Annotated in this window: 16 protein-coding genes; 7 read left to right on the forward strand and 9 right to left on the reverse strand. The window is 71.0% G+C overall.

Annotated features, from left to right (window positions below; genetic code table 11):
• Positions 1–281: 281 nt before the first annotated feature.
• A complete protein-coding gene (locus ABEG18_RS26510) occupies positions 282–2,528 on the forward strand; it encodes a PBP1A family penicillin-binding protein (protein WP_406858723.1) in 2,247 nt (748 codons plus the stop codon).
• A 2-nt stretch (positions 2,529–2,530) separates the two neighbouring features.
• Here the strand turns inward: ABEG18_RS26510 and ABEG18_RS26515 are convergent, their stop codons facing one another.
• The 3 genes from ABEG18_RS26515 to ABEG18_RS26525 all read right to left on the reverse strand — a co-directional run bounded on the left by ABEG18_RS26515 (position 2,531) and on the right by ABEG18_RS26525 (position 5,963).
• Complete coding sequence (locus tag ABEG18_RS26515; protein ID WP_406856014.1) at positions 2,531–3,727, reverse strand: multidrug effflux MFS transporter; 1,197 nt, start codon at positions 3,725–3,727, stop codon at positions 2,531–2,533.
• Between the two features lie 64 nt (positions 3,728–3,791).
• Positions 3,792–4,547, reverse strand: a complete 756-nt coding sequence (locus ABEG18_RS26520; protein WP_406856015.1) for a M48 family metallopeptidase — start codon at positions 4,545–4,547, stop codon at positions 3,792–3,794.
• A 96-nt stretch (positions 4,548–4,643) separates the two neighbouring features.
• Positions 4,644–5,963 (reverse strand): polyhydroxyalkanoate depolymerase, encoded by a 1,320-nt coding sequence (locus tag ABEG18_RS26525; protein WP_406856016.1) that lies wholly within the window; start codon positions 5,961–5,963, stop codon positions 4,644–4,646.
• A gap of 338 nt (positions 5,964–6,301) precedes the next feature.
• On the opposite strand from ABEG18_RS26525, the gene ABEG18_RS26530 reads away from it, so the two are divergent.
• From ABEG18_RS26530 to ABEG18_RS26545, 4 genes are all read left to right on the forward strand, one after another.
• Entirely contained in the window at positions 6,302–7,648 is a 1,347-nt protein-coding gene (locus tag ABEG18_RS26530) for an ActS/PrrB/RegB family redox-sensitive histidine kinase (protein WP_406858724.1), read from the forward strand.
• Positions 7,649–7,719: 71 nt separating this feature from the next.
• Entirely contained in the window at positions 7,720–8,292 is a 573-nt protein-coding gene (locus ABEG18_RS26535; protein ID WP_406856017.1) for an ActR/PrrA/RegA family redox response regulator transcription factor, read from the forward strand.
• Between the two features lie 82 nt (positions 8,293–8,374).
• Complete coding sequence (locus ABEG18_RS26540) at positions 8,375–9,529, forward strand: aminotransferase (protein WP_406856018.1); 1,155 nt, start codon at positions 8,375–8,377, stop codon at positions 9,527–9,529.
• Positions 9,530–9,536: 7 nt separating this feature from the next.
• Positions 9,537–10,664: an extracellular solute-binding protein gene (locus ABEG18_RS26545; RefSeq protein ID WP_406856019.1), complete on the forward strand. Its 1,128-nt coding sequence runs from the start codon at positions 9,537–9,539 to the stop codon at positions 10,662–10,664.
• Between the two features lies 1 nt (position 10,665).
• Here the strand turns inward: ABEG18_RS26545 and ABEG18_RS26550 are convergent, their stop codons facing one another.
• Entirely contained in the window at positions 10,666–11,661 is a 996-nt protein-coding gene (locus ABEG18_RS26550; protein ID WP_406856020.1) for a lysylphosphatidylglycerol synthase domain-containing protein, read from the reverse strand.
• Entirely contained in the window at positions 11,658–12,461 is an 804-nt protein-coding gene (locus ABEG18_RS26555; protein WP_406856021.1) for an endonuclease/exonuclease/phosphatase family protein, read from the reverse strand. Before ABEG18_RS26555 ends, ABEG18_RS26550 begins: the two co-directional genes overlap by 4 nt.
• A 210-nt stretch (positions 12,462–12,671) precedes the next feature.
• On the opposite strand from ABEG18_RS26555, the gene ABEG18_RS26560 reads away from it, so the two are divergent.
• Both ABEG18_RS26560 and ABEG18_RS26565 read left to right on the forward strand, forming a co-directional pair.
• Positions 12,672–13,457 carry an SDR family oxidoreductase gene (locus ABEG18_RS26560; RefSeq protein ID WP_406856022.1) on the forward strand — a complete coding sequence of 262 codons (786 nt, stop codon included), beginning with the start codon at positions 12,672–12,674 and terminating at the stop codon, positions 13,455–13,457.
• Between the two features lie 302 nt (positions 13,458–13,759).
• Positions 13,760–15,064 (forward strand): peptide ABC transporter permease, encoded by a 1,305-nt coding sequence (locus ABEG18_RS26565; protein ID WP_406856023.1) that lies wholly within the window; start codon positions 13,760–13,762, stop codon positions 15,062–15,064.
• Here ABEG18_RS26565 and ABEG18_RS26570 read toward each other — a convergent pair.
• Genes ABEG18_RS26570 through ABEG18_RS26585 form a run of 4 tightly spaced genes read right to left on the reverse strand, consistent with a single transcriptional unit; the run spans position 15,061 to position 19,062 of the window.
• Positions 15,061–16,086, reverse strand: coding sequence for an ABC transporter ATP-binding protein (locus ABEG18_RS26570; protein WP_406856024.1), 1,026 nt, complete (start codon positions 16,084–16,086; stop codon positions 15,061–15,063). The two genes, ABEG18_RS26565 and ABEG18_RS26570, sit on opposite strands and share 4 nt — an antisense overlap.
• Positions 16,083–17,132 (reverse strand): ABC transporter ATP-binding protein, encoded by a 1,050-nt coding sequence (locus ABEG18_RS26575; protein WP_406856025.1) that lies wholly within the window; start codon positions 17,130–17,132, stop codon positions 16,083–16,085. Before ABEG18_RS26575 ends, ABEG18_RS26570 begins: the two co-directional genes overlap by 4 nt.
• Positions 17,129–18,085: an ABC transporter permease gene (locus tag ABEG18_RS26580; RefSeq protein WP_406856026.1), complete on the reverse strand. Its 957-nt coding sequence runs from the start codon at positions 18,083–18,085 to the stop codon at positions 17,129–17,131. The genes ABEG18_RS26575 and ABEG18_RS26580 overlap by 4 nt, the downstream gene beginning before the upstream one ends.
• Positions 18,085–19,062, reverse strand: coding sequence for an ABC transporter permease (locus ABEG18_RS26585; RefSeq protein WP_406856027.1), 978 nt, complete (start codon positions 19,060–19,062; stop codon positions 18,085–18,087). The genes ABEG18_RS26580 and ABEG18_RS26585 overlap by 1 nt, the downstream gene beginning before the upstream one ends.
• Positions 19,063–19,138 lie beyond the last annotated feature (76 nt).

Below are 19,138 nucleotides of genomic sequence, written 5' to 3' on the forward strand. Positions count from 1 at the left end.
GGACGAAACAGCGGCTCGAGCCGGAGTTCGGGGCGCAGGCCCCGGCCCGGGCGTCCCTGGATCTCCGGTTGAGCAGGCGCGACCGTCCGGCCTATACGGACCACGACGCCGAGGACCGGCGCGCCGGGGAACGGCGCGATCCGACCTTCGACCCCCTGATCGCCCCCGCACTCGATCCCCTCGCCGAAGGTCGGCGCCGGCGGATCGGCCCAGACAGCCGCGAGCCCGAGCGCGCGACGACGCCGGTCGACGATGAGGACGCGGAGCTTCCGCGGACGAGCATGGCGCGATCCGCTTCCAGCGGCGGCCGGCGATCCGGCGCATCGTCCGAGCGCCGGTCCGGCAAGCCGGCCGAAGGCCGTGGCGGAGCCGGCGGCTCCGGCCGGGGGCGCGGATCCGGCAAGGGCCGCAAGGGCCGGGGCTTTTTCGGCCACGTCTTCTACTGGTCTTTCGTGCTGGGCGTCTGGGCGGCCATCGGGCTCGGCGTCCTCATCGCCTACCACGCGTCCAAGCTGCCGCCGATCGACTCGCTCGCGGTGCCGAAGCGGCCGCCCAACATCGCCATCCTGGCGTCCGACGGCTCTCTCCTGGCCAACCGCGGCGAGACCGGCGGCCGCACCGTGACCCTGAAGGAGCTTCCGCCCTATCTGCCGACGGCCTTCGTGGCGATCGAGGACCATCGCTTCTATCACCACATGGGCATCGACCCGGTCGGCATCTCCCGCGCCGTGTTCCGCAACCTGACGCGGGGCGGATCGTCCATCCAGGGCGGCTCGACGCTGACCCAGCAGCTCGCCAAGAACCTGTTCCTGACCCAGGAGCGGACTGCCTCGCGCAAGATCCAGGAGGCCATCCTGGCGCTGTGGCTGGAGCGCACCTATTCCAAGGACCAGATCCTGGAGCTCTATCTGAACCGGGTCTATTTCGGCTCGGGCGCCTATGGGGTGGAGGCGGCCTCGCAGAAATATTTCGGCAAGAGCGCCCGCAGCGTCACGCTGGGCGAGGCGGCCGTGCTGGCCGGCCTCGTCCAGGCTCCGTCCCGGCTCGCCCCCAACCGCAATCCCGAGGCCGCCCAGGCCCGCGCCACGCTGGTGATCGCCGCCATGGCCCGCGAGGGCTTCGTCAGCGACCAGATGGCCAAGATCGCCTTGACTAATCCGAGCCAGCCCGTGAAGCCCGGAGGCGCGGGATCGGTCAACTACGCCGCCGACTACGTCATGGACGTGCTGGACGACTATATCGGCACGGTTGACAAGGACATCGTGGTCCGCACCACCATCGATCCGGCCATGCAGGCGACGGCCGAGAAGGCGCTCGTCGACGAGCTCGCCCAGAAGGGCGACAAGTTCGGCGTCAGCCAGGGCGCGGTGGTGGCCCTGCAGCCGGACGGCGCCGTGAAGGCTCTGGTCGGCGGCCGCAGCTACACCGATTCGCAGTTCAACCGCGCCAGCGTCGCCAAGCGCCAGCCCGGTTCGGCCTTCAAGCCCTTCGTCTATCTGGCCGCGCTCGAGAAGGGGCTGACGCCCGCCTCGATCCGCGAGGACTCGCCCGTCAACGTGAAGGGCTGGCAGCCGGAGAATTCGACGCGCGAGTATCGCGGCCCGGTGACGCTGCGCCAGGCGCTGGCGCTCTCCATCAACACGGTGGCGGTGAAGCTCGCTTTGGAGGTCGGCCCCAAGGCGGTGGTTTCGACCGCCCACCGCATGGGCGTCCAGTCCAAGCTGGAGCCGAACGCCTCGATCGCGCTCGGCACCTCGGAGGTGACCGCGCTGGAGCTCGTCTCCGCCTACGCGCCCTTCGCCAATGGCGGCATCGCGGTGCAGCCCTACGTGATCACGCAGGTCAGGACCAGCGACGGCCAGACCGTCTATCGCCGCACCGGAACGGGGCTCGGCAAGGTCATCGAGCCCCAGGCGGTGGGCATGATGAACGCCATGCTGCGCGAGACGCTGCTGACCGGCACCGGCCGCAAGGCCGAACTGCCCGGCTGGGAGGCGGCGGGCAAGACGGGCACCAGCCAGGAGCACCGCGACGCCTGGTTCGTGGGCTATACGGGCTCGCTGCTGGCGGGCGTCTGGATGGGCAATGACGACGGCTCACCGACGAAGAAGACGTCCGGCAGCAATCTCCCGGTAGAGGTCTGGAGCCGCTTCATGAAGGCTTCGCTGGCGTCGACCCAGCCGGTTCCGCTGCCCGGCGGGCAGTGGAAGCTGCAATGGCCCGCCCCGGCCGACCAGGGCCAACCTGCCCCGCAGACCGCTCCCATGGCGGACGCCGGCAATCCGATCCCGCCCGAGCAGACCTATGGCGTCGCGCCTCCCGCGCCGGTCGGGGCGGCCCGCGGCGCGCCGATGGTCATCAGCCCGCTGGCGCAGGGCGGTTCGCCGCCGCAGCCGTCCCGCCGCGTGGTGGCCGAGGACGGCGTCCTGCGTCCGCCCGGGTCGGTGCCGGGCGGCGACGGCGGCGGCCGGCGGCAGGCCTATCCGCCGCAGGAGCGCAGCCTCCTCGACCGCCTGTTCGGCGGCTGACCTCAGGCCCCTCGCGCCCGGATCGACCGGGTCGCGGCGAAGAGCCCCAGCGCCATCAGGCCGAGCAGCGCCACCGCGAAGGGCAGGGGCCAGGCTTGCCCGTTCAGCGCCTGCCCGAGGGCCGCGCCCACAGCGGCGGCCGACGTCATCTGGATCAGCCCCAGGAAGGACGAGGCCGCGCCCGCCCGGTCCGGGAAGGGCTGCATGGCGGCGGCCATCGCCTGCGGCATCACCAGCCCGACCCCGCAGCAATAGAGAGCCATCGGGATGGTGATCGCCAGCGAGCTCGCCATGCCGGCCCCCACCAGCGCCGCCATCGTCACCCCGGCGACGCTGAGGCAGGCCACGCCGACGCCGATCGTCCCGTCAAAACCCAGCCGCAGCACCAGCCGCCGGGCCAACACCGTGCCGGCGATGAAGCCCAGGACCGGAAAGGTGAAGGACAGCGAATAGGCGATCTCGCCCAGCCCATAGACGCCCTGCAGCACGAAGGACGAGCCGGAGATGAACGAGAACAGGCCCCCATAGGCGAGGGCGCTCAGGCCCACATAGACCCGATAGGCCCGGTGCCGCCACAGCGCCCCGAAGCCCCGCACGATCCCCACCGGCGACAGCGAGGCCTTGCCGGCCGTCCGCAACGTCTCGGGCAGGAGCAGCACGACGACCGCCCCCAGCGCCGCCCCGCCCACCAGCGCGGCCACGAAGCTGGCGCGCCAGCCGAAGGTCGTCTGCAGCACGCCGCCGAGCAGCGGCGCCAGCGCAGGCACGACCCCCATCACGGTGCCCATGCGGGCGAGCTCCCGCCCGGCCCGGGGGCCGTCATAGAGGTCCCGCACCACGGCGCGGGCGAGCACGATGGGGCCGGAGGCCCCGAAGGCCTGCAGGAAGCGTGCGCCGATCAACATCTCGATGCTGGTGGAGACGGCGCAGAGGGCCGTCGCGAGCAGGAAGGCGCCCAGCCCGAACAGCAGCACCGGCTTGCGGCCGAACCGGTCCGAGAACGGCCCATACACCACCTGTCCGGCCGCAAAGCCGAGCAGGAACACCGACAGGGTGAGCTGCGTCTGCGCCGTCCCGGCCGCGAGCTTCACCGAGATGTCCGGCAAGGAGGGCAGGTACATGTCCGTCGACAGCGGGCCGAGGGCGGTCAGCAGGCCGAGAACGGCGGTCAGCGCGAAGGTGTCGGGGCGCAGCTTCATCGGGAGCCTCTGAGGTCGCCGCGGGTGTATCCGGGCGGGCCCTCCCTGTCGACGGCCAAGGCCCTCAGCGGTAGCGGTGAAGGCCCGCGCCGTGGCGCTTCAGCCAGGCCTCGGCGTCGTCGGTGCGTTGGCACAGGCGGTGCACGATCCGCCAGAACCGCGCCGAGTGGTTCATCTCCTTGAGGTGGCCCACCTCATGCGCCGCCAGATAGTCCAGCACGAAGGGCGGCGTGAAGATCAGCCGCCAGGAGAAGTTCAGGCGCCCGGTCGACGAGCATGAGCCCCAGCGGCTGCGGGTGTCCCGCAGCGTGATCTTGGCCGCCTTCACGCCGAGCGCGCCGGCGTGGACCGCCACCGCGCGATCCAGGTCGCGCTTGGCCTCGCGCTTGAGGAAATCCAGGATGCGCCGGTGGGTGTGCTCGGCCGCCCCGGCGACGACGAGGAGCGGTCGCCCGTCCGCGCCGGTCTCGGTCCAGGCCGTGCCGCGGGCGCCAGGCCGGTGCTCGATCCAGTGCTCGACGCCCCGCAACGGAAAACGCCCGCCGGGCTCCAGCGGCGCCTCGTCCGGCAGCCGCGCCAGGCGGGCTGCGATCCAGCCCCCGTGGCGGGCGGCGAAATCGAGCGCGGTGTGCAGGTCGGCCCGGGCCGGAAGGCTGAGCACGACGCCGCCGGTGGCGGCGCTGACGCGCAGCGTGAAACGGCGGGCGGCCGGCACGCGCCGCACGGCGACCCGGAAGATGTCGCCGTTGTGCCGCACCTCGATATGGGACGGATCCGCCGCACGCGCCGGGGGCCGCGCGACTCGCAAACCGAGAATCATGCCGTGAGCGTGAGCGACGGCGCGGCCTTTGTCACGCCCGCTGATGTCCCCCTCCCCCGAGGGGGAGAGGGCCGGGGCTCAGCGCCCCTGCGCCGTCTACTCGGCCGGAACGCCGCTGGCCTGGCGGTTGAACGGCACCACCGCGGGGCCCTGCCGCGTCTTGTTCGACTTGCGGTAGTTCTGCTCGCAGTTGGAGATGAAGTCGGCGATGCGCGGCGCGATCTCGGCGCGATAGCGCGAGCCGTTGAACACGCCGTAATGGCCCACCTTGGGCTGCACGTAATGCGCCCGCAGGTCCTTGGGGACGGACGTGCACAGCGTGTGCGCCGCCTCGGTCTGGCCGACGCCCGAGATATCGTCCTTCTCGCCTTCCACCGTCATCAGGCCGCAGCGCTTGATCGCCGTGAGGTCGACCTTCTTATCGCGGTGCATCATCTCGCCCCTCGGCAAGGCGTGCTTGACGAACACGGTGTCGACGGTCTGCAGGTAGAACTCCGCCGTCAGGTCCATGACGGCGAGATACTCGTCATAGAACTCGCGGTGCTTCTCGGCGGAATCGCCGTCCCCCTCGACCAGATGCTTGAACATCTCGCCCTGCGCCTCGAGATGGCGGTCGATGTTCATCGCCATGAAGCCGGCGAGCTGGAGGAAGCCCGGATAGACGTCCCGCATGAAGCCGGAATTTGGCAGCGGCACCTTGACGATGCAGTTGCGGCGGAACCACTCGATGCCGCGCTTCTCGGCCAGCAGGTTGACCTGCGTGCGGCTGACGCGCGTATCGATCGGCCCGCCCATCAGCGTCATGGAGAGCGGCGTCTTGGGGTCGTTGTCGGCCTCCATCCGGGCGATCGCGGCGATCACCGGCACGGCGGGCTGGCACACGGCCATCACGTGCACGTCCGGCCCGAGCAGCTGGAGCATGGAGATGACGTAGTCGATATAGTCGTCGAGGTCGAAGCGGCCTTCGCTGAGCGGCACCACGCGGGCGTCGATCCAGTCGGTGATGAACACCTCATGGGTGGGCAGGAAGGCTTCGACGGTGCCGCGCAGCAGCGTGGCGTAATGGCCGGACATCGGCGCGACGATCAGCAGCTTGGGCTGGCGCGGCCGCATCTCGCCCAGCGCGCGATCGAAGTGGATCAGCTTGCAGAAGGGCGATTCCCAGACATAGCGCTCCATCACGGCGACGCGCTGGCCGCCGACCAGCGTCGACCCGAAGCCGAAGGCCGGCTTGCCGTAGCGGCGGGTCGAGCGCTCGAAGAGCTCACAGCCGGCCGCCATCGAGCGGCCGAAAGACGTCTTGGAGACGGGATTGAGCGGATTGTCGTAGAAAACCCGCGTGGCGTCCGCGAAAGCGCGGGCAGGGCCCATCATGGCGTGAGCCGCTTCGTACCACATGTAATAGGGCAGTTGCATGCTGCACTCCGTTGCTAGGCCGGGCGTCCTGCGCATGTTGCAATGCGATGCCGACCAGAACCTTAGCGGTTCAGCCCCGTCACACAATCATCCTTAGGTGAAAGAAGCGTGATGAACCGGGACAGTGTGTCGCTCAGGTGACGCCCCGTCGGTGAGGAACAACACAGGCCGTGGCGGGATGGTTCCCGCACCGCACAACGCTCAGTCGGACCGCGTGGCCCCGCCGCAAGTGGCTCGACAGCCTCAACTCACGAAAAAGCGAGCGCTTTCCGCTCTGAAAAGGCCTGAACGAGGCTTTCTCACCGCGAGACACGCACTATCTAAACCTCATGCCCGACATGGGAGACATGGACTTCAGCCGCAGCGGCTTCGAACGCAGCGCAAGCCGCCTCCGGCTGGACACGCTGGTGCGTCTGCGCTGGCTGGCGCTCGCAGGCCAGTGCGTGGCGGTCGGCGTGGTGGCCGGCTGGCTCGAATTCCCGATGAAGACCGAGGCCTGCCTTGCCGTCATCGCCGTGTCGGTCGCCCTGAATCTGGCCCTGCGCTTCAACTACCCGGTCAGCCAGCGCCTCAGCGACGGCGCGGCGTCCGCCCTGCTGGCCTACGACATCCTGCAGCTCGCCGCGCTGCTCTACCTGACCGGCGGCCTGGAGAACCCGTTCTCCATGCTGCTCCTGGCGCCCGTGATGATTTCGGCGGCGTCGCTGGCCCCCAGCCGGACGGTGACGCTGGGCGTCCTGGCGATCACCGCCGCCACCGTGCTGCTCTTCGCCCATGACCCGTTGCCCTGGGCGTCCGACGAACCGCTGCGCTTTCCGTTCATGTACCGGGCCGGCATCTGGTCGGCCATCCTGCTCGGGCTGGTGTTCATCGGCATTTACGCCTGGCGCGTCACCGAGGAGGCGAGGCAGCTCGCCCAGGCGCTCGCCGCGACCGAGCTGGTGCTCGCCCGCGAGCAGCATCTCTCGCAGCTCGACGGCCTGGCGGCCGCGGCGGCGCACGAGCTTGGGACCCCGCTCGCCACCATCGCGCTGGTCGCCAAGGAGCTGGACCTGATCGGCCCCAAGGAAGGCCCCATGGCCGAGGACATCGCGCTCCTGCGCGAGCAGGTGGAGCGTTGCCGCGGGATCCTGGGCAAGATCACCTCGCTGGGCAACGATCCCGGGCCGCTGGAATCCATGCGGCTCAGCATGCTGGTCGAGGAGATCGCCGCGCCGCAGCGGCCCTTCGACGTGCAGATCGACGTGGAGACGCGCGGCTCCGGACCCGAACCGGTCTGCCGGCGCAATCCCGGACTTCTCTACGGGCTCGGCAATCTGGCCGAGAACGCCGTCGACTTCGCCCGCGAACGGGTGCGGATGACGGCCCGGTGGGACGACGACTCGGTGGCGGTGACCATCCGGGACGACGGCCCCGGCTTCGCTCCGGACATCCTGGCCCGGGTCGGCGAGCCATACGTCACCAAGCGCGGGGATCGCGGCGCGCAGGGTGGCGGCGGGGGAGGCATGGGCCTCGGCCTGTTCATCGCCAAGACGCTGCTGGAGCGGTCCGGCGCGACCCTGTCGATGAGCAACGCCCTCCCTCCGCAGACGGGCGCCATGGTGACGGTGACCTGGCAGCGGCTCGCCTTCGAGCGAGGCGTCGCCGCGTCGCGGCCCCCGCTGGACCCCGGGTTTCCGCTCTGAATGCGTCTTTCGCGCCGAGAGTGAACCAATCCGAAAACGGCGCGTAGACTCCTTGGAGGCTGTGCAAAGCCATGTTGGACCAACTATCCCCCCGCGCGGCAGGAGCCGCGCTCAGTTCGACCGAGTCGTCCCTGTTGATCGTGGATGACGACCGCCCGTTCCTGACCCGCCTGGCGCGGGCCATGGAGGCGCGCGGCTATGAGGTCGCGACCGCCGAGACCGTTCAGGACGGCGTGGCCGCGATCAGGGCGAAGCCGCCGGCTTTCGCCGTGATCGACATGCGCCTCGCCGACGGCAACGGCCTGGACGTCTTGGCGGAGCTCAACGAGCGCCGTCCGGAGGCCCGCGGCATCATCCTGACCGGCTACGGCAACATCGCCACTGCGGTGACGGCCGTGAAGCTCGGCGCCTATGACTACCTGTCGAAACCGGCCGACGCGGACGAGATCGACGCCGCCCTGAAGGCGACCGGCGACGAGCGCGCCGCGCCGCCGGCCAACCCCATGTCGGCGGACCGGGTGCGCTGGGAGCACATCCAGCGCGTGTACGAACTGTGCGGACGCAACGTCTCAGAGACGGCGCGGCGCCTGGCCATGCATCGACGCACCCTGCAGCGGATCCTGGCCAAGCGCGCCCCCCGCTGACCGGGGCCGTCCGTCCGGCGGTTTGAGCCGCGACCGGGGGTCGTGCTAAGCACGGCCCCCGTCGTTGCGTCGGAGCCGTTCGATGAACCCGATTTTCGCCGACCTGCCCACCACCGTGTTCGAGGTCATGTCGCGCCTGGCGCGGGAGACCGGGGCGATCAATCTCGGCCAGGGCTTCCCGGACTCGCCCGGCCCCGAGGACGTCCGCCGCGCCGCCGCCGACGCCGTGATGACGGGCTGGAACCAGTATCCGCCCATGATGGGCCTGCCCGAGCTGCGCCAGGCCGTCGCCAGCCATTACGCCCACCACCAGGGCGTCGAACTCGATCCCGAGCGCGAGGTGATGGTCACCTCCGGAGCCACGGAGGCGCTGGCCGGCGCCCTCATGGCGCTGATCGAACCGGGCGACGAGGTCGTTCTCTTCCAGCCGCTCTACGACGCCTATCTGCCGCTGGTGCTGCGGGCCGGCGGCGTGCCCCGCTTCGTGCGCCTGCAGCCCCCGCACTGGCGCTTCACGCAGGAGATGCTGGAGGAGGCCTTCTCGCCGCGCACGCGCGTCGTTCTCTTCAACAACCCGCTCAATCCCGCCGGCGTCGTCTATGGCCGCGAGGACATGGAGCTTCTCGCCCGGTTCTGCATCCGCAGCGGCGCGGTCGCGGTGTGCGACGAGGTGTGGGAGCACGTGGTGTTCGACGGCCTGCGGCACCTTTCCATGCTGTCCATCCCGGGCATGCGCGACCGCACCGTCAAGATCGGCTCGGCCGGCAAGATCTTCTCGCTCACGGGCTGGAAGGTCGGCTTCGTCTGCGCCGCGCCGGAGATCCTGCGCGTCCTCGCCAAGGCGCACCAGTTCCTCACCTTCACGACGCCGCCCAACCTCCAGGCCGCGGTGGCCTACGGGCTGGGCAAGGACGATGCCTATTTCGAGGGCATGCGGCGCGACCTGCAGCGCAGCCGCGACCGTTTCGCCGACGGGCTGAAGGAACGCGGCCTCGCCGTCCTGCCGAGCGCCGGAACCTACTTCCTCAATCTCGACATCGGCCCGCTCGGCGAGACCGACGACGTCGCCTTCTGCGAGCGTCTCGTGCGCCAGCACGGCGTCGCCGCGATCCCCGTGTCGGCCTTCTACGCGCAGGATCCGATCAGGAGCGTGGTGCGGTTCTGCTTCGCCAAGGGCGACGAGGTTCTGGACGGCGCCCTGGCCCGCCTGGGCTCGGTCGCCCGGCAGGCGGCCTGAGGCGGCCGTGGCGGGTCCTGGCGCTCTGGCTCTCCTTCGCATCCTGGGCGCCTCGGCTCTCGCGGCGGTCGGATTACTGACCGGCCCGGTCCAGGCCCAGACCCCGGCCGCGCCCGCGGCCAAATCGCTGACCCTCTACGCCTGGCCCGACTATTTCGACGCCGCGATGCTGGACCGGTTCACCCGCGAGACCGGCGTCACCATCCTGTACGACCCTTATGACGGGCCCGACGCCGCCGAGGCGAGGCTCGCCGGCGGCCAGGCGGGGTACGACGTCGTGGCGGCGTCCGGGCCGATGGTCCAGCGGCTCTCGGCCAAAGGCGTCCTGTCGCGGCTCGACCGGACCCGGCTGCCCGGCCTGAAGTCCGTCTGGCCGGAGGTCGCCGACCGCCTGCGCGCCTTCGACCCCCTCGGGACGGCCGCGCCCTATATGTGGGGCGCGTTCGGCATCGGCTACAACGTCGCCAAGATCCGCGAGCGGCTGGGCGACCGCCAGAACGGCGGCTGGGACATGGCGTTCCGGACGGAGGTGGGCCGCCTCAAGGATTGCGGCGTCATGCTCGCCGATGCGCCGGACGACATCTACGCGGCCGTCCTGCGCATGCTGGCGCTCCCGCCGGACCTGAAGCGCCCGCCCGACATCGACCGCGCCACCGACACGCTGTTCCGGACCCGCACCGCCATCGCCCGCTACGGGACGGCGGAGGCCGCCAACGGGCTGGCGAGCGGCGAGGCCTGCCTGGCGGCGGCCAGTTCGGCGGATGTCGTGCAGGCCCGCAAGCGGGCCAGGGAGGCGGAGAACGGCGTCGAGATCGCCTTCCTGGTTCCGCGCGAGGGTGCGCCCATCTGGATCGACTCGCTCGTCATCCCGGGAGACGCCCCGCACAGGGACGCGGCCTACGCATTCGTGGAGTTCATGCTGAGGCCGGACGTGGCCGCCCGGAACGTCGAGGCGGTGGGCTACGCCAGCGCGGTGCTGGCCGCCAGGCCGCTGGTCAGGCCCGAGATCGCCAACGACGCCGCAGTCTATCCGGCGCCGGACGCCGTGCGGCGGTTGTTCGCCGTCCCGGCCCCGGACGAGCGCATCCAGAAGCAGATCGCCCGGGGCTGGCAGAAGGTGAAGACCGGCAAATAGCTCATCGCTCGGCCTTGCGACGGCGGTGGAGCAACTCGCTGATCCCGAACGTCGCCCCCGCAAGGACGAGCGGGACGAAGAAGTAGATCGCCCGGAACGCCAGCAGCCCGCCGATCAGGTTCGCGCCCGGCAGCAGCACGCCGACCACGCTCTCGATGACGCCGAGCCCGCCCGGCACGTGGGTGATCATCGTGGCCGTGTTGGCGATGACGTAGACCGAGGCGACCGACAGGTAGTCGACCTCGGCCTGCGAGGCCAGCGCCTGGTGGAGGCAGCCGGCCACGAGCGCGAAGTTCACCGCCCCCACCACGACCTGCGCCAGCGCCAGCCTCACGGGCGGCGTCTCGATGGACCAGCCGCGGATCGAGACGGCTCGCGGCCCCCAGGCGGAGAGCGCCACATAGGCGGCCGTGAGCGCCAGGCAGGCGACCCCGAGCGCGACGACCCAGCCCTCGCCGAGGCCGATCACCTTCGCGCCGAGGTCCGGGCGCAGCAGCAGCGCTGCCCCGCCCAGCGCCAGCAGGCCGAGCCCGACCGTGGCGCCGCAGAACACGACCAGCTTGGCGACGTCGCTGACGCCGAGCCCCCAGCGGGAGTAGAAGCGATACCGGATGGCCCCGCTGCTCAGGCCCGCGAAGCCGATGCTGTGGCCGAGGCCAAGGCTCGTGAAAGAGGCGAGCGCCGCCTTCCAATAGGGCAGGGGCTTCCCGAGATAGCGCAGCGCCAGCCAGTCGAAGCCGGTCAACGCCACATAGCTCGCCGCCGCGAAGCCGCCCGCCGCGGCGAGGCGCGAACCCGGAACAGCCTGCACGGAGGCGACGATCTCGTCGAAGCTGTGCTGGCGCAGCGTGCGCCAGATCAGGAAGGCCGACAGCGCCACCGCCGCGATCGCGAAGGCTCGCGACCAGAGGCGCTTGCGGGCGCCGGCGTGGCGCGCGCCGGACCGGGGCTCGTCTCGGGCCTGCGGGGCGGCTCCCGCGTCCTGGGCGACCGTCATGCGGGGGCCGCCTCCGCCCGGAGCGGCGCGTCCCGCCCGGCCTCGATCCGCAGGGAGGGGGAACTCGGCCGGGTCAGCCGGAACTCCACCAGCAGCGGCAGGTGATCCGATGCGGCCCGGGCCAGCGGCGTCCGGATCGTCTCGGCCCGGGTCACCTCGACGCCGCCCGACACGAACACGTGGTCGATGCGCAGCATCGGCATGCGGCTGGGGAAGGTCGCCTGCGCCCTGGCCGATGCAGGCGAAGTCTGCGCGTCGCGCAGCCGCGCCGCGACGCGCCGATAGGCCCGCGAGCGCGGCGCCGCGTTGAAGTCGCCCAGCAGGATCACCGGATCGGCGCAGCGGGGGTGGCCGAGCCACTCCGGACCCAACAGCGCCTCGATCTGGTTCAGCCGCTCCTGGCCGCGCAGGCCCATATGGGTGTTGATCACCTGCACCTCGCCGCCCTGCGCCTGGACGGCGGCCCACAGCGCCCCGCGCGGCTCGATGCCGGGCCTGGACCGGAGGCCCGGAAGCGCGCCCGCCTTGACGATGCGCGAGGGCCGCGCCGTCAGGATGGCGTCGCCATACTGCTCCTCCATGACCCGCAAGGCCGGGTGGAAATGCATCTGCATGCCGAGCCGGTCGGCGATCGCCCGGGCCTGGTCCACGCCGCCCGTCCGCAGGCGTCCCACGTCGACCTCCTGCAGCGCCACGATGTCCGGCTGGCAGGCGGCGATCACCGCCGCGATGCGGCCCGGATCGAGAACGCCGTCGATTCCCAGGCAGCGATGGACGTTGTAGGTGAGGATCCGGGTCATGCGGCCTTGTGGTGTGGTCGACGCGTCCGCGCGCGCCCGGATGCAACGCCCGAGGCGGGCGAGCGTTCGGCCCGACCTCGCAATCCCTCATGGAGCGGTTGCGCCGGCGGCCCTTCCAACCGCCCGGGCGCGGCATTAGGCTCCCGGCCTCTCCGCCCGGCCGACGGGCGCAAGGCCCGGCCGGGCCGACCTGAATGGGATGACGCCGCCATGGATCTCGGATTGAAGGACAAGAAGGCGCTGGTGGTCGGCGCGAGCCGCGGCCTCGGCGCCGCGATCGCCCGTACGCTGGCGCTCGAGGGCGCGACCGTGTTCGCCGCCGCGCGCAGCGTCGACAAGATCGAGGCTTGGATCGCCGAACTGCCGGCCGACGCGCGGGGCCGCGTCTCCGCCGTCAGGCTCGACACCGGCGACCTCGCCCAGGTGGACGCGGCCTGCGAGACCCTGCTGGCGCAGGGCGGGGTGGACATCCTGGTCAACAACACCGGCGGGCCTCCGCCCGGCGTGGCGGCCGAGGTCAAGCGCGACGCCTGGATCACGCAGTTCCAGGGCATGGCGGCGAACCTGTTCCACCTCACGCAGCGTCTGCTTCCCCCGATGCGCGAGCGCAAATGGGGCCGGGTGATCACGGTGGCGTCGTCGGGAATCGAGCAGCCGATCCCCAATCTGGCGCTCTCCAACGGGATCCGCTCGGCCGTGCTGGGCTGGTCCAAGACGCTGGCGGCCGAAGTCGCGGGGGACGGAATCACGGTCAACATGGTCCTGCCCGGCCGCATCAAGACGGAGCGGCTGGGCCAGCTCGACAAGGCCAACGCCGAGCGCCAGAACGTCTCCGTCGAGAAGATCGCCGAAGCCTCGCGCGCCGCCATCCCGGCCGGCCGCTACGGCACGCCGCAGGAATTCGCCAACGTGGTGGCGTTCCTGGCGGGCGAGCCCGCCTCCTATGTGACGGGCTCGAAGATCCGCATCGACGGCGGCGCGACCCGCAGCGTCTGAGCGGCCGACGGCGGGGCTCAGGCCTCGCCGATCTCCTCGATCGCCTTGCCGGAGTGCACTCCCTCGCTCCGGGACGGGGAGAGGGCCGGGGTGAGAAGCCCTTCGGCCCGCCTCGATGGACCTGTCCTGATGCCCCGCGCCGGGACGAAGGGGAGCGCCGCCGTGCGCACCCTTCAAATTACGTCTCGCGGTTGCGAAAAAGGAAGACGGGGTGTGGCTTGCGGCGCACAGTCGGGAGGAGGCCCAGCCGCTAAGCTGCCGCGGTTCAGGTTCGTCCCCTCCCAGGAACCCGCTCTCTCGTCATGGCCCGCTCCGCCCGCCCGTCCGTCAACCCCGCCTTGGATGCGGCAGGCCTTCTGCGCCGGTTCGGGTTCGCCATCCTGGTCGTGGCCGCGCCGCTGCTGGCGGTCGGGTCGCGGCGCGGCCTCGTCGTCGCCGCGCCCATCGGCATCGCCCTCATGGTGCTGGCGAGCGCGATCGAGAGCGAGGGGCGCCAGCCGCTCGACCGGGCGGTCCGTTCGCTGCTGACCCCGACAGCCGGCGTCGCGGTGTTCCTGGCCTTCTGGGCGGCGCTGTCGCTCCTGTGGACGCCGTTCCCCTCCGAGGCGACCGAACGCCTGCTGAACCTCTCGGCGTCCGCGCTGGTCGGCCTCGTCGCCGTGTCGAGCCTGCCGGACCGCATGCGCGTCACCAACCTTTATCTCATGCCGATCGGGGCGGGCCTGGCCGCCCTGGCCGCCCTCGCCATCGCATGGCGGGCCGCGTCCGGCCGCAGCCCCGATCCCGAGCTCGACCGCGCCTTGCTGGAACGGGGACTGCTGGTCACCGTCGTTCTGGCGCCCGCCGCCGTGACATGGCTGCTCTCCAAGGACAGGCTCGCCTCCGGCTTCGCCCTCGTGGCGGCCGTGACGGCGGCCCTGATCCTCGGCGACAACCTGCCCGCGCTCGTGGCGCTGGTGCTGGGCGCGCTGGTCTACGCCTGCGCCACCGTCAATCCCCGGCTGGGGCGGCGCGTGGCGCTGGCGCTCCTGCCCGGGCTCGTGCTGGCCGCCCCCCTCGTTCCCTTCGCGCTGCGGCCTCTGGTCAAGCTCGTCTTCGGGGTCTCCAGCGCGCGGGCCGACGCGATCCGGGTCTGGTGCCGCATCGTCACGGACCAGCCGCTGCGCCTGCTCACCGGCCACGGGCTCGACACCGCCCTGCGGGCGCGCCTGGCGGGGCTCCTGCCGGCGGGATCGCCGAGCGGCCTCCTGTTCGAGATCTGGTTCGAGCTCGGCTTCCTGGGCGCCGCCGCGCTCGCGCTGCTGCTGGCGCGCGCCGTCGTGGGATCGAAGCGGCTGTCGCCGGGGGCCAGCCCCGGCGCCCTGATGATGCTGACCGTCGCGTTCACGCTGGCGGCGCTCGGGCAGGGCGCGGCCCAGGCCTGGTGGCTCTCCACCCTCGTGCTCGGCGCGGTGACCATCATCGCGGTGGACCGCGGCCAGTACCGCACCAGCCGGCCGAAGCCGGGCCGCGCCCCGGAGACGGCCGAGGCCGACGCCAAGCCGGCGCCGGCGACTCCGGCTGGACCGGGCGCGAACCGGGCCCAGCGTCCCGTGCTGAGGCCCTAGAAGCCGGCCACCTGCGGCAACGCGCTGGCGTCGGCCCGGCCCTCATGCACGGCGTGACACGCGACGCCGTCCGCGAGCGGCGGGATTTCGCGCCGGCAGCGGTCATTGGCGAGCGCGCAACGCGGATTGAAGGTGCATCCCGAGGGCGGCGAGATTGGGTTGGGGATTTCGCCCTGCACAGGCGTGCGCGGCCGGCCCGACATGGCCAGATCCGGCACCGCGTCGAGCAGCATGCGCGTATAGGGGTGGCGCGGATGCGAGAAGAGCCGCTTGGCCGGCGCGACCTCGACGACGCGGCCGAGATACATGACCCCGATGGTCGCCGCCATGTGGCGCACCACCGCGAGGTTGTGGCTGATGAACAGATAGGTCAGTCCCAGCCGGTCCTGGAGATCCTTCATCAGGTTCAGGATCTGGGCCTGGACGGACACGTCGAGCGCCGAAGTGGGTTCGTCGCAGACGATGAAGTCAGCCTCCGCCGCGAGCGCGCGCGCGATGGCGACGCGCTGGCGCTGCCCGCCCGAGAACTCGTGCGGGAACTTGGCGGCGTCCGCCGGGTCGAGCCCGACGAGGCGCAGGAGCTCGCCGACCCGCGCCTCGACGCCCTGCTCCCGGGCGAGGCCGAAGGCCCGAATCGGCTCGGCGATGATCCGGCCCACCCGCCAGCGCGGATCGAGGCTGGCGTAAGGATCCTGGAAGATCATCTGGATGCGGCGGCGCAGCTTCTTGCGGGCGGCGGCGTCCTTGGACGCCGTCATCGAGACGCCATCGATCATCACCTCGCCGGACGTGGGTCGGAGCAGGCCCACCACCATGCGGGCCACCGTCGACTTGCCGGAACCGGACTCGCCGACCAGCGCGAAGGTCTCGCCGCGCCGGATGGTCAGCGTCACGCCGTCGACCGCCTTCAGGTGCTGGCGTCCCTCACGCGCGAGCGTCCGCTCGAGCCAGGGCTTGGAGACGTCGAACACGCGGCGCAGGTCGCGGATGTCGACGAAGTGCGGGTCGGCCTCGGCGCTCATGCGACGCCTCCGGCGACCGCCGAGGGCCTGACCGCGGCCGCGACCCGGTCGCGCTGCACCAGGGCCTCGGCGTCGACGCCTGGTTCGTCATAGAGGTGGCAGGCGACCAGATGGTCGCCGCGGCTCAGGAGCTCCGGCCGCTCCACGCGGCAGCGGTCATGCACGTGCGGGCAGCGCGGGTTGAAGGCGCAGCCGGCCGGGATGCGGGTGAGGCGCGGCATCGAGCCGGGGATCTGCACCAAGCGGTCGGCGGAGCTCTCCAGGGTCGGAATGGAGCCCATCAGGCCGGCCGCATAGGGGTGGAACGGCCGGCTGACCACCTCGCGGACCGGCCCGATCTCGGCGACGCGCCCGGCATACATCACGGCCACGCGGTCGGCGGTCTCGGCGATCACCCCCATGTCGTGCGTGATGAGCATCACCGCCGTGCCGCGCTCGGCGCAGATGCGCTTCAGCAGCGTGATGATCTGCGCCTGCACGGAGACGTCCAGCGCTGTGGTGGGCTCGTCGGCGATCACCAGCTCGGGCTCGGCGCAGAGCGCCAGGGCCAGCACCACCCGCTGGCGCATGCCACCGGAGAACTCGTGCGGGTAGCCGTCGATGCGCCGCTCGGGCGCCGGGATGCCGACCTCGGCGAGCAGCTCGATGGCCCGGCGTCGCGCCTGCGCGGCGTTCAGCGGCAGATGCGTGCGGATGGTCTCGGTCAGCTGGTCGCCCACCCGGTAGAGCGGGTTGAGGCTGGTCAGCGGATCCTGGAACACCATGCCGATGCGCTTGCCGCGCACATGCCGCATGGCCTCGGGCGAGAGAGTGTCGATGCGCTCGCCCTGCAGCCGCACCTCCCCGGAGGCGATGCGGCCGGGCGGTTCGATCAGCCCGATGACGGCCGAGCCGGTCACTGACTTGCCGGCGCCGGACTCGCCGACGACCCCCAGCACCTCGCCCTTGTGGATGTCGAAGGAGACGCGGTCGAGCGCGCGCAGCACGCCGCGTCGGGTGACGAACTCGACGCAGAGGTCGCGGACGGAAAGGACGGGTTCGGTCATCGCAATTTCGGGTTGAGGGCGTCGCGCAGCCAGTCGCCGAGCAGGTTCACGGCCAGAACGAACACGGCCAGCGTCACGCCCGGAAAGGCCACGATCCACCATTCGCCGGAGAACAGGAAGTCGTTGCCGATGCGGATCAGCGTGCCCAGCGAAGGCTGCGTCGGCGGCAGGCCGACGCCCAGGAAGGACAGCGTGGCCTCCGTGATGATGGCCAGCGCGAGATTGATGGTGAGGATGACCAGCACGGGGCCGATCACGTTGGGCAGGACGTGGCGCAGCATGATCAGCCAGGCCGGAACGCCCATCAGGCGCGCCGCGTGCACATAGTCCTTGTTCTTCTCGATCATGGTCGAGCCGCGGATGGTGCGCGCGTACTGGACCCAGAAGGACAGGCCGATCGACACCACGAGCACGCTGAACGCGGTCTGCTCGCGGCCGAGGCCCTTGAACACCGACCGAACCACGCCGTCGATGACCAGCGCGATCAGGATGGCCGGGAAGGTGAGCTGGATGTCGGCCACGCGCATGATCAGCGCGTCGACCCGCCCGCCCACATAGCCGGCCAGCAGTCCAAGCCCGATGCCCAGCGTGGCCGCGATGATGACGCCCACGATGCCGATGATCAGCGACACCCGCATCCCGTACAGGATCGCCGACCAGAGGTCGCGGCCCTGGTTGTCGGTGCCGAGCAGGAAGCGCGGATCCCCGCCCTCGATCCAGCGGGGCGGGAACAGCGAGTTCATCAGGTCGACGCTGGCCGGGTCGAAGGGGTTGGTCGGCGCGATCCAGGTCGCCAGCAAGGCGCCCAGGATCATCAGCACGGTGACGAAGCCGGAGACCATCGTGAGCTTCGACGACAGGAAGCTCGCCAGCAGGTCGGAATCCCGGAAGCGGGCGTAGCGCGAGCGCGGGTCCGGCGTCTGGGTCGACAGGGGGGAGGTGACGTCGGCCATCAGGCGGCCTGCATGTTGGCGCGGAGGCGCGGGTCGACCACCGCGTAGAGGATGTCGACCACGAGGTTCACGACGACGAAGATGAAGGACACCAGCAGCAGATACGCCGCCATGATCGGGATGTCGACATTCTGCACCGCGCCGAGGAACAGCGCCCCCATGCCGGGCCACTGGAACACATATTCGGTGATCAGCGCGAAGGCGATGATGGAGCCGAGCTGCAGGCCCGCGATGGTGATCACCGGCACCAGCGTGTTCTTCAGCGCATGGCCGAAATGGACGGCCCGGTCAGAGAGCCCGCGCGCCCGGCAGAACTTGATGTAGTCGGTGCGCAGCACCTCCAGCATCTCGGCCCGGACGAGGCGCATGATCAGCGTCATTTGGAACAGGCCGAGCGTGATCGCCGGCAGGATCAGCGCCTTGATCCCGCTGACGGTCAGCAGGCCCGTGGACCACCAGCCGAGCGACACGACGGCGCCGCGCCCGAAGGAGGGCAGCCAGCCGAGCTGCACGGAGAAGATCCAGCGCAGCAGGATGGCGATCAGGAAGGTGGGCAGCGACACGCCGATCAGCGACACGCTCATGAACACGCTCGACAGGAAGGAGCCGCGCCGCAGCGCCGTGTAGACGCCCATCGGGATCCCGACCACGAGCGACATCAGGGCCGCCATCAGGGTGAGCTCCAGCGTCGCCGGCATGCGCTCGCCGATCAGCGTCGAGACGGGCTGGCGGAACTGGTAGGAGATGCCGAAGTCGAACCGGGCCGCACGGACGAGATAGCGTCCGAACTGGACGATCGACGGATCGTCGAGCCCGAGATCCTTGCGGATCTGCTCGCGCTGCTCGGAAGGAGTGTCGATGGAGACGATCTGGTTGACCGGGTCGCCGACGAGCCTGAACAGCGCAAAGGCGATCACGCCGACGGAGAGCAGCACCAGGACGGACTGGAACAGGCGGCGCAGGATGAAAGCGAGCATGGTCCTCTTTCGTGGGGCCTTGCGGATGGTCTGAGCGGGCGTCCGCCGGACCGTTCAGGCGGGAACGGGGCCGGGA

This window comes from Alsobacter sp. KACC 23698 (assembly GCF_045348435.1).
In the GTDB taxonomy this organism is placed as follows: domain Bacteria; phylum Pseudomonadota; class Alphaproteobacteria; order Rhizobiales; family Beijerinckiaceae; genus Alsobacter.

Excerpts from the sequence above, each read along its gene's own strand:
- ABEG18_RS26575 (WP_406856025.1), bottom strand. The coding sequence starts at position 17,132 with ATGACCGAACCCGTCCTTTCCGTCCGCGACCTCTGCGTCGAGTTCGTC.
- ABEG18_RS26535 (WP_406856017.1), top strand. The coding sequence starts at position 7,720 with ATGTTGGACCAACTATCCCCCCGCGCGGCAGGAGCCGCGCTCAGTTCG.
- ABEG18_RS26570 (WP_406856024.1), bottom strand. The coding sequence starts at position 16,086 with ATGAGCGCCGAGGCCGACCCGCACTTCGTCGACATCCGCGACCTGCGC.
- ABEG18_RS26510 (WP_406858723.1), top strand. The coding sequence starts at position 282 with ATGGCGCGATCCGCTTCCAGCGGCGGCCGGCGATCCGGCGCATCGTCC.
- ABEG18_RS26555 (WP_406856021.1), bottom strand. The coding sequence starts at position 12,461 with ATGACCCGGATCCTCACCTACAACGTCCATCGCTGCCTGGGAATCGAC.
- ABEG18_RS26525 (WP_406856016.1), bottom strand. The coding sequence starts at position 5,963 with ATGCAACTGCCCTATTACATGTGGTACGAAGCGGCTCACGCCATGATG.
- ABEG18_RS26515 (WP_406856014.1), bottom strand. The coding sequence starts at position 3,727 with ATGAAGCTGCGCCCCGACACCTTCGCGCTGACCGCCGTTCTCGGCCTG.
- ABEG18_RS26550 (WP_406856020.1), bottom strand. The coding sequence starts at position 11,661 with ATGACGGTCGCCCAGGACGCGGGAGCCGCCCCGCAGGCCCGAGACGAG.
- ABEG18_RS26585 (WP_406856027.1), bottom strand. The coding sequence starts at position 19,062 with ATGCTCGCTTTCATCCTGCGCCGCCTGTTCCAGTCCGTCCTGGTGCTG.
- ABEG18_RS26560 (WP_406856022.1), top strand. The coding sequence starts at position 12,672 with ATGGATCTCGGATTGAAGGACAAGAAGGCGCTGGTGGTCGGCGCGAGC.
- ABEG18_RS26520 (WP_406856015.1), bottom strand. The coding sequence starts at position 4,547 with ATGATTCTCGGTTTGCGAGTCGCGCGGCCCCCGGCGCGTGCGGCGGAT.
- ABEG18_RS26540 (WP_406856018.1), top strand. The coding sequence starts at position 8,375 with ATGAACCCGATTTTCGCCGACCTGCCCACCACCGTGTTCGAGGTCATG.
- ABEG18_RS26565 (WP_406856023.1), top strand. The coding sequence starts at position 13,760 with ATGGCCCGCTCCGCCCGCCCGTCCGTCAACCCCGCCTTGGATGCGGCA.
- ABEG18_RS26580 (WP_406856026.1), bottom strand. The coding sequence starts at position 18,085 with ATGGCCGACGTCACCTCCCCCCTGTCGACCCAGACGCCGGACCCGCGC.
- ABEG18_RS26530 (WP_406858724.1), top strand. The coding sequence starts at position 6,302 with ATGGGAGACATGGACTTCAGCCGCAGCGGCTTCGAACGCAGCGCAAGC.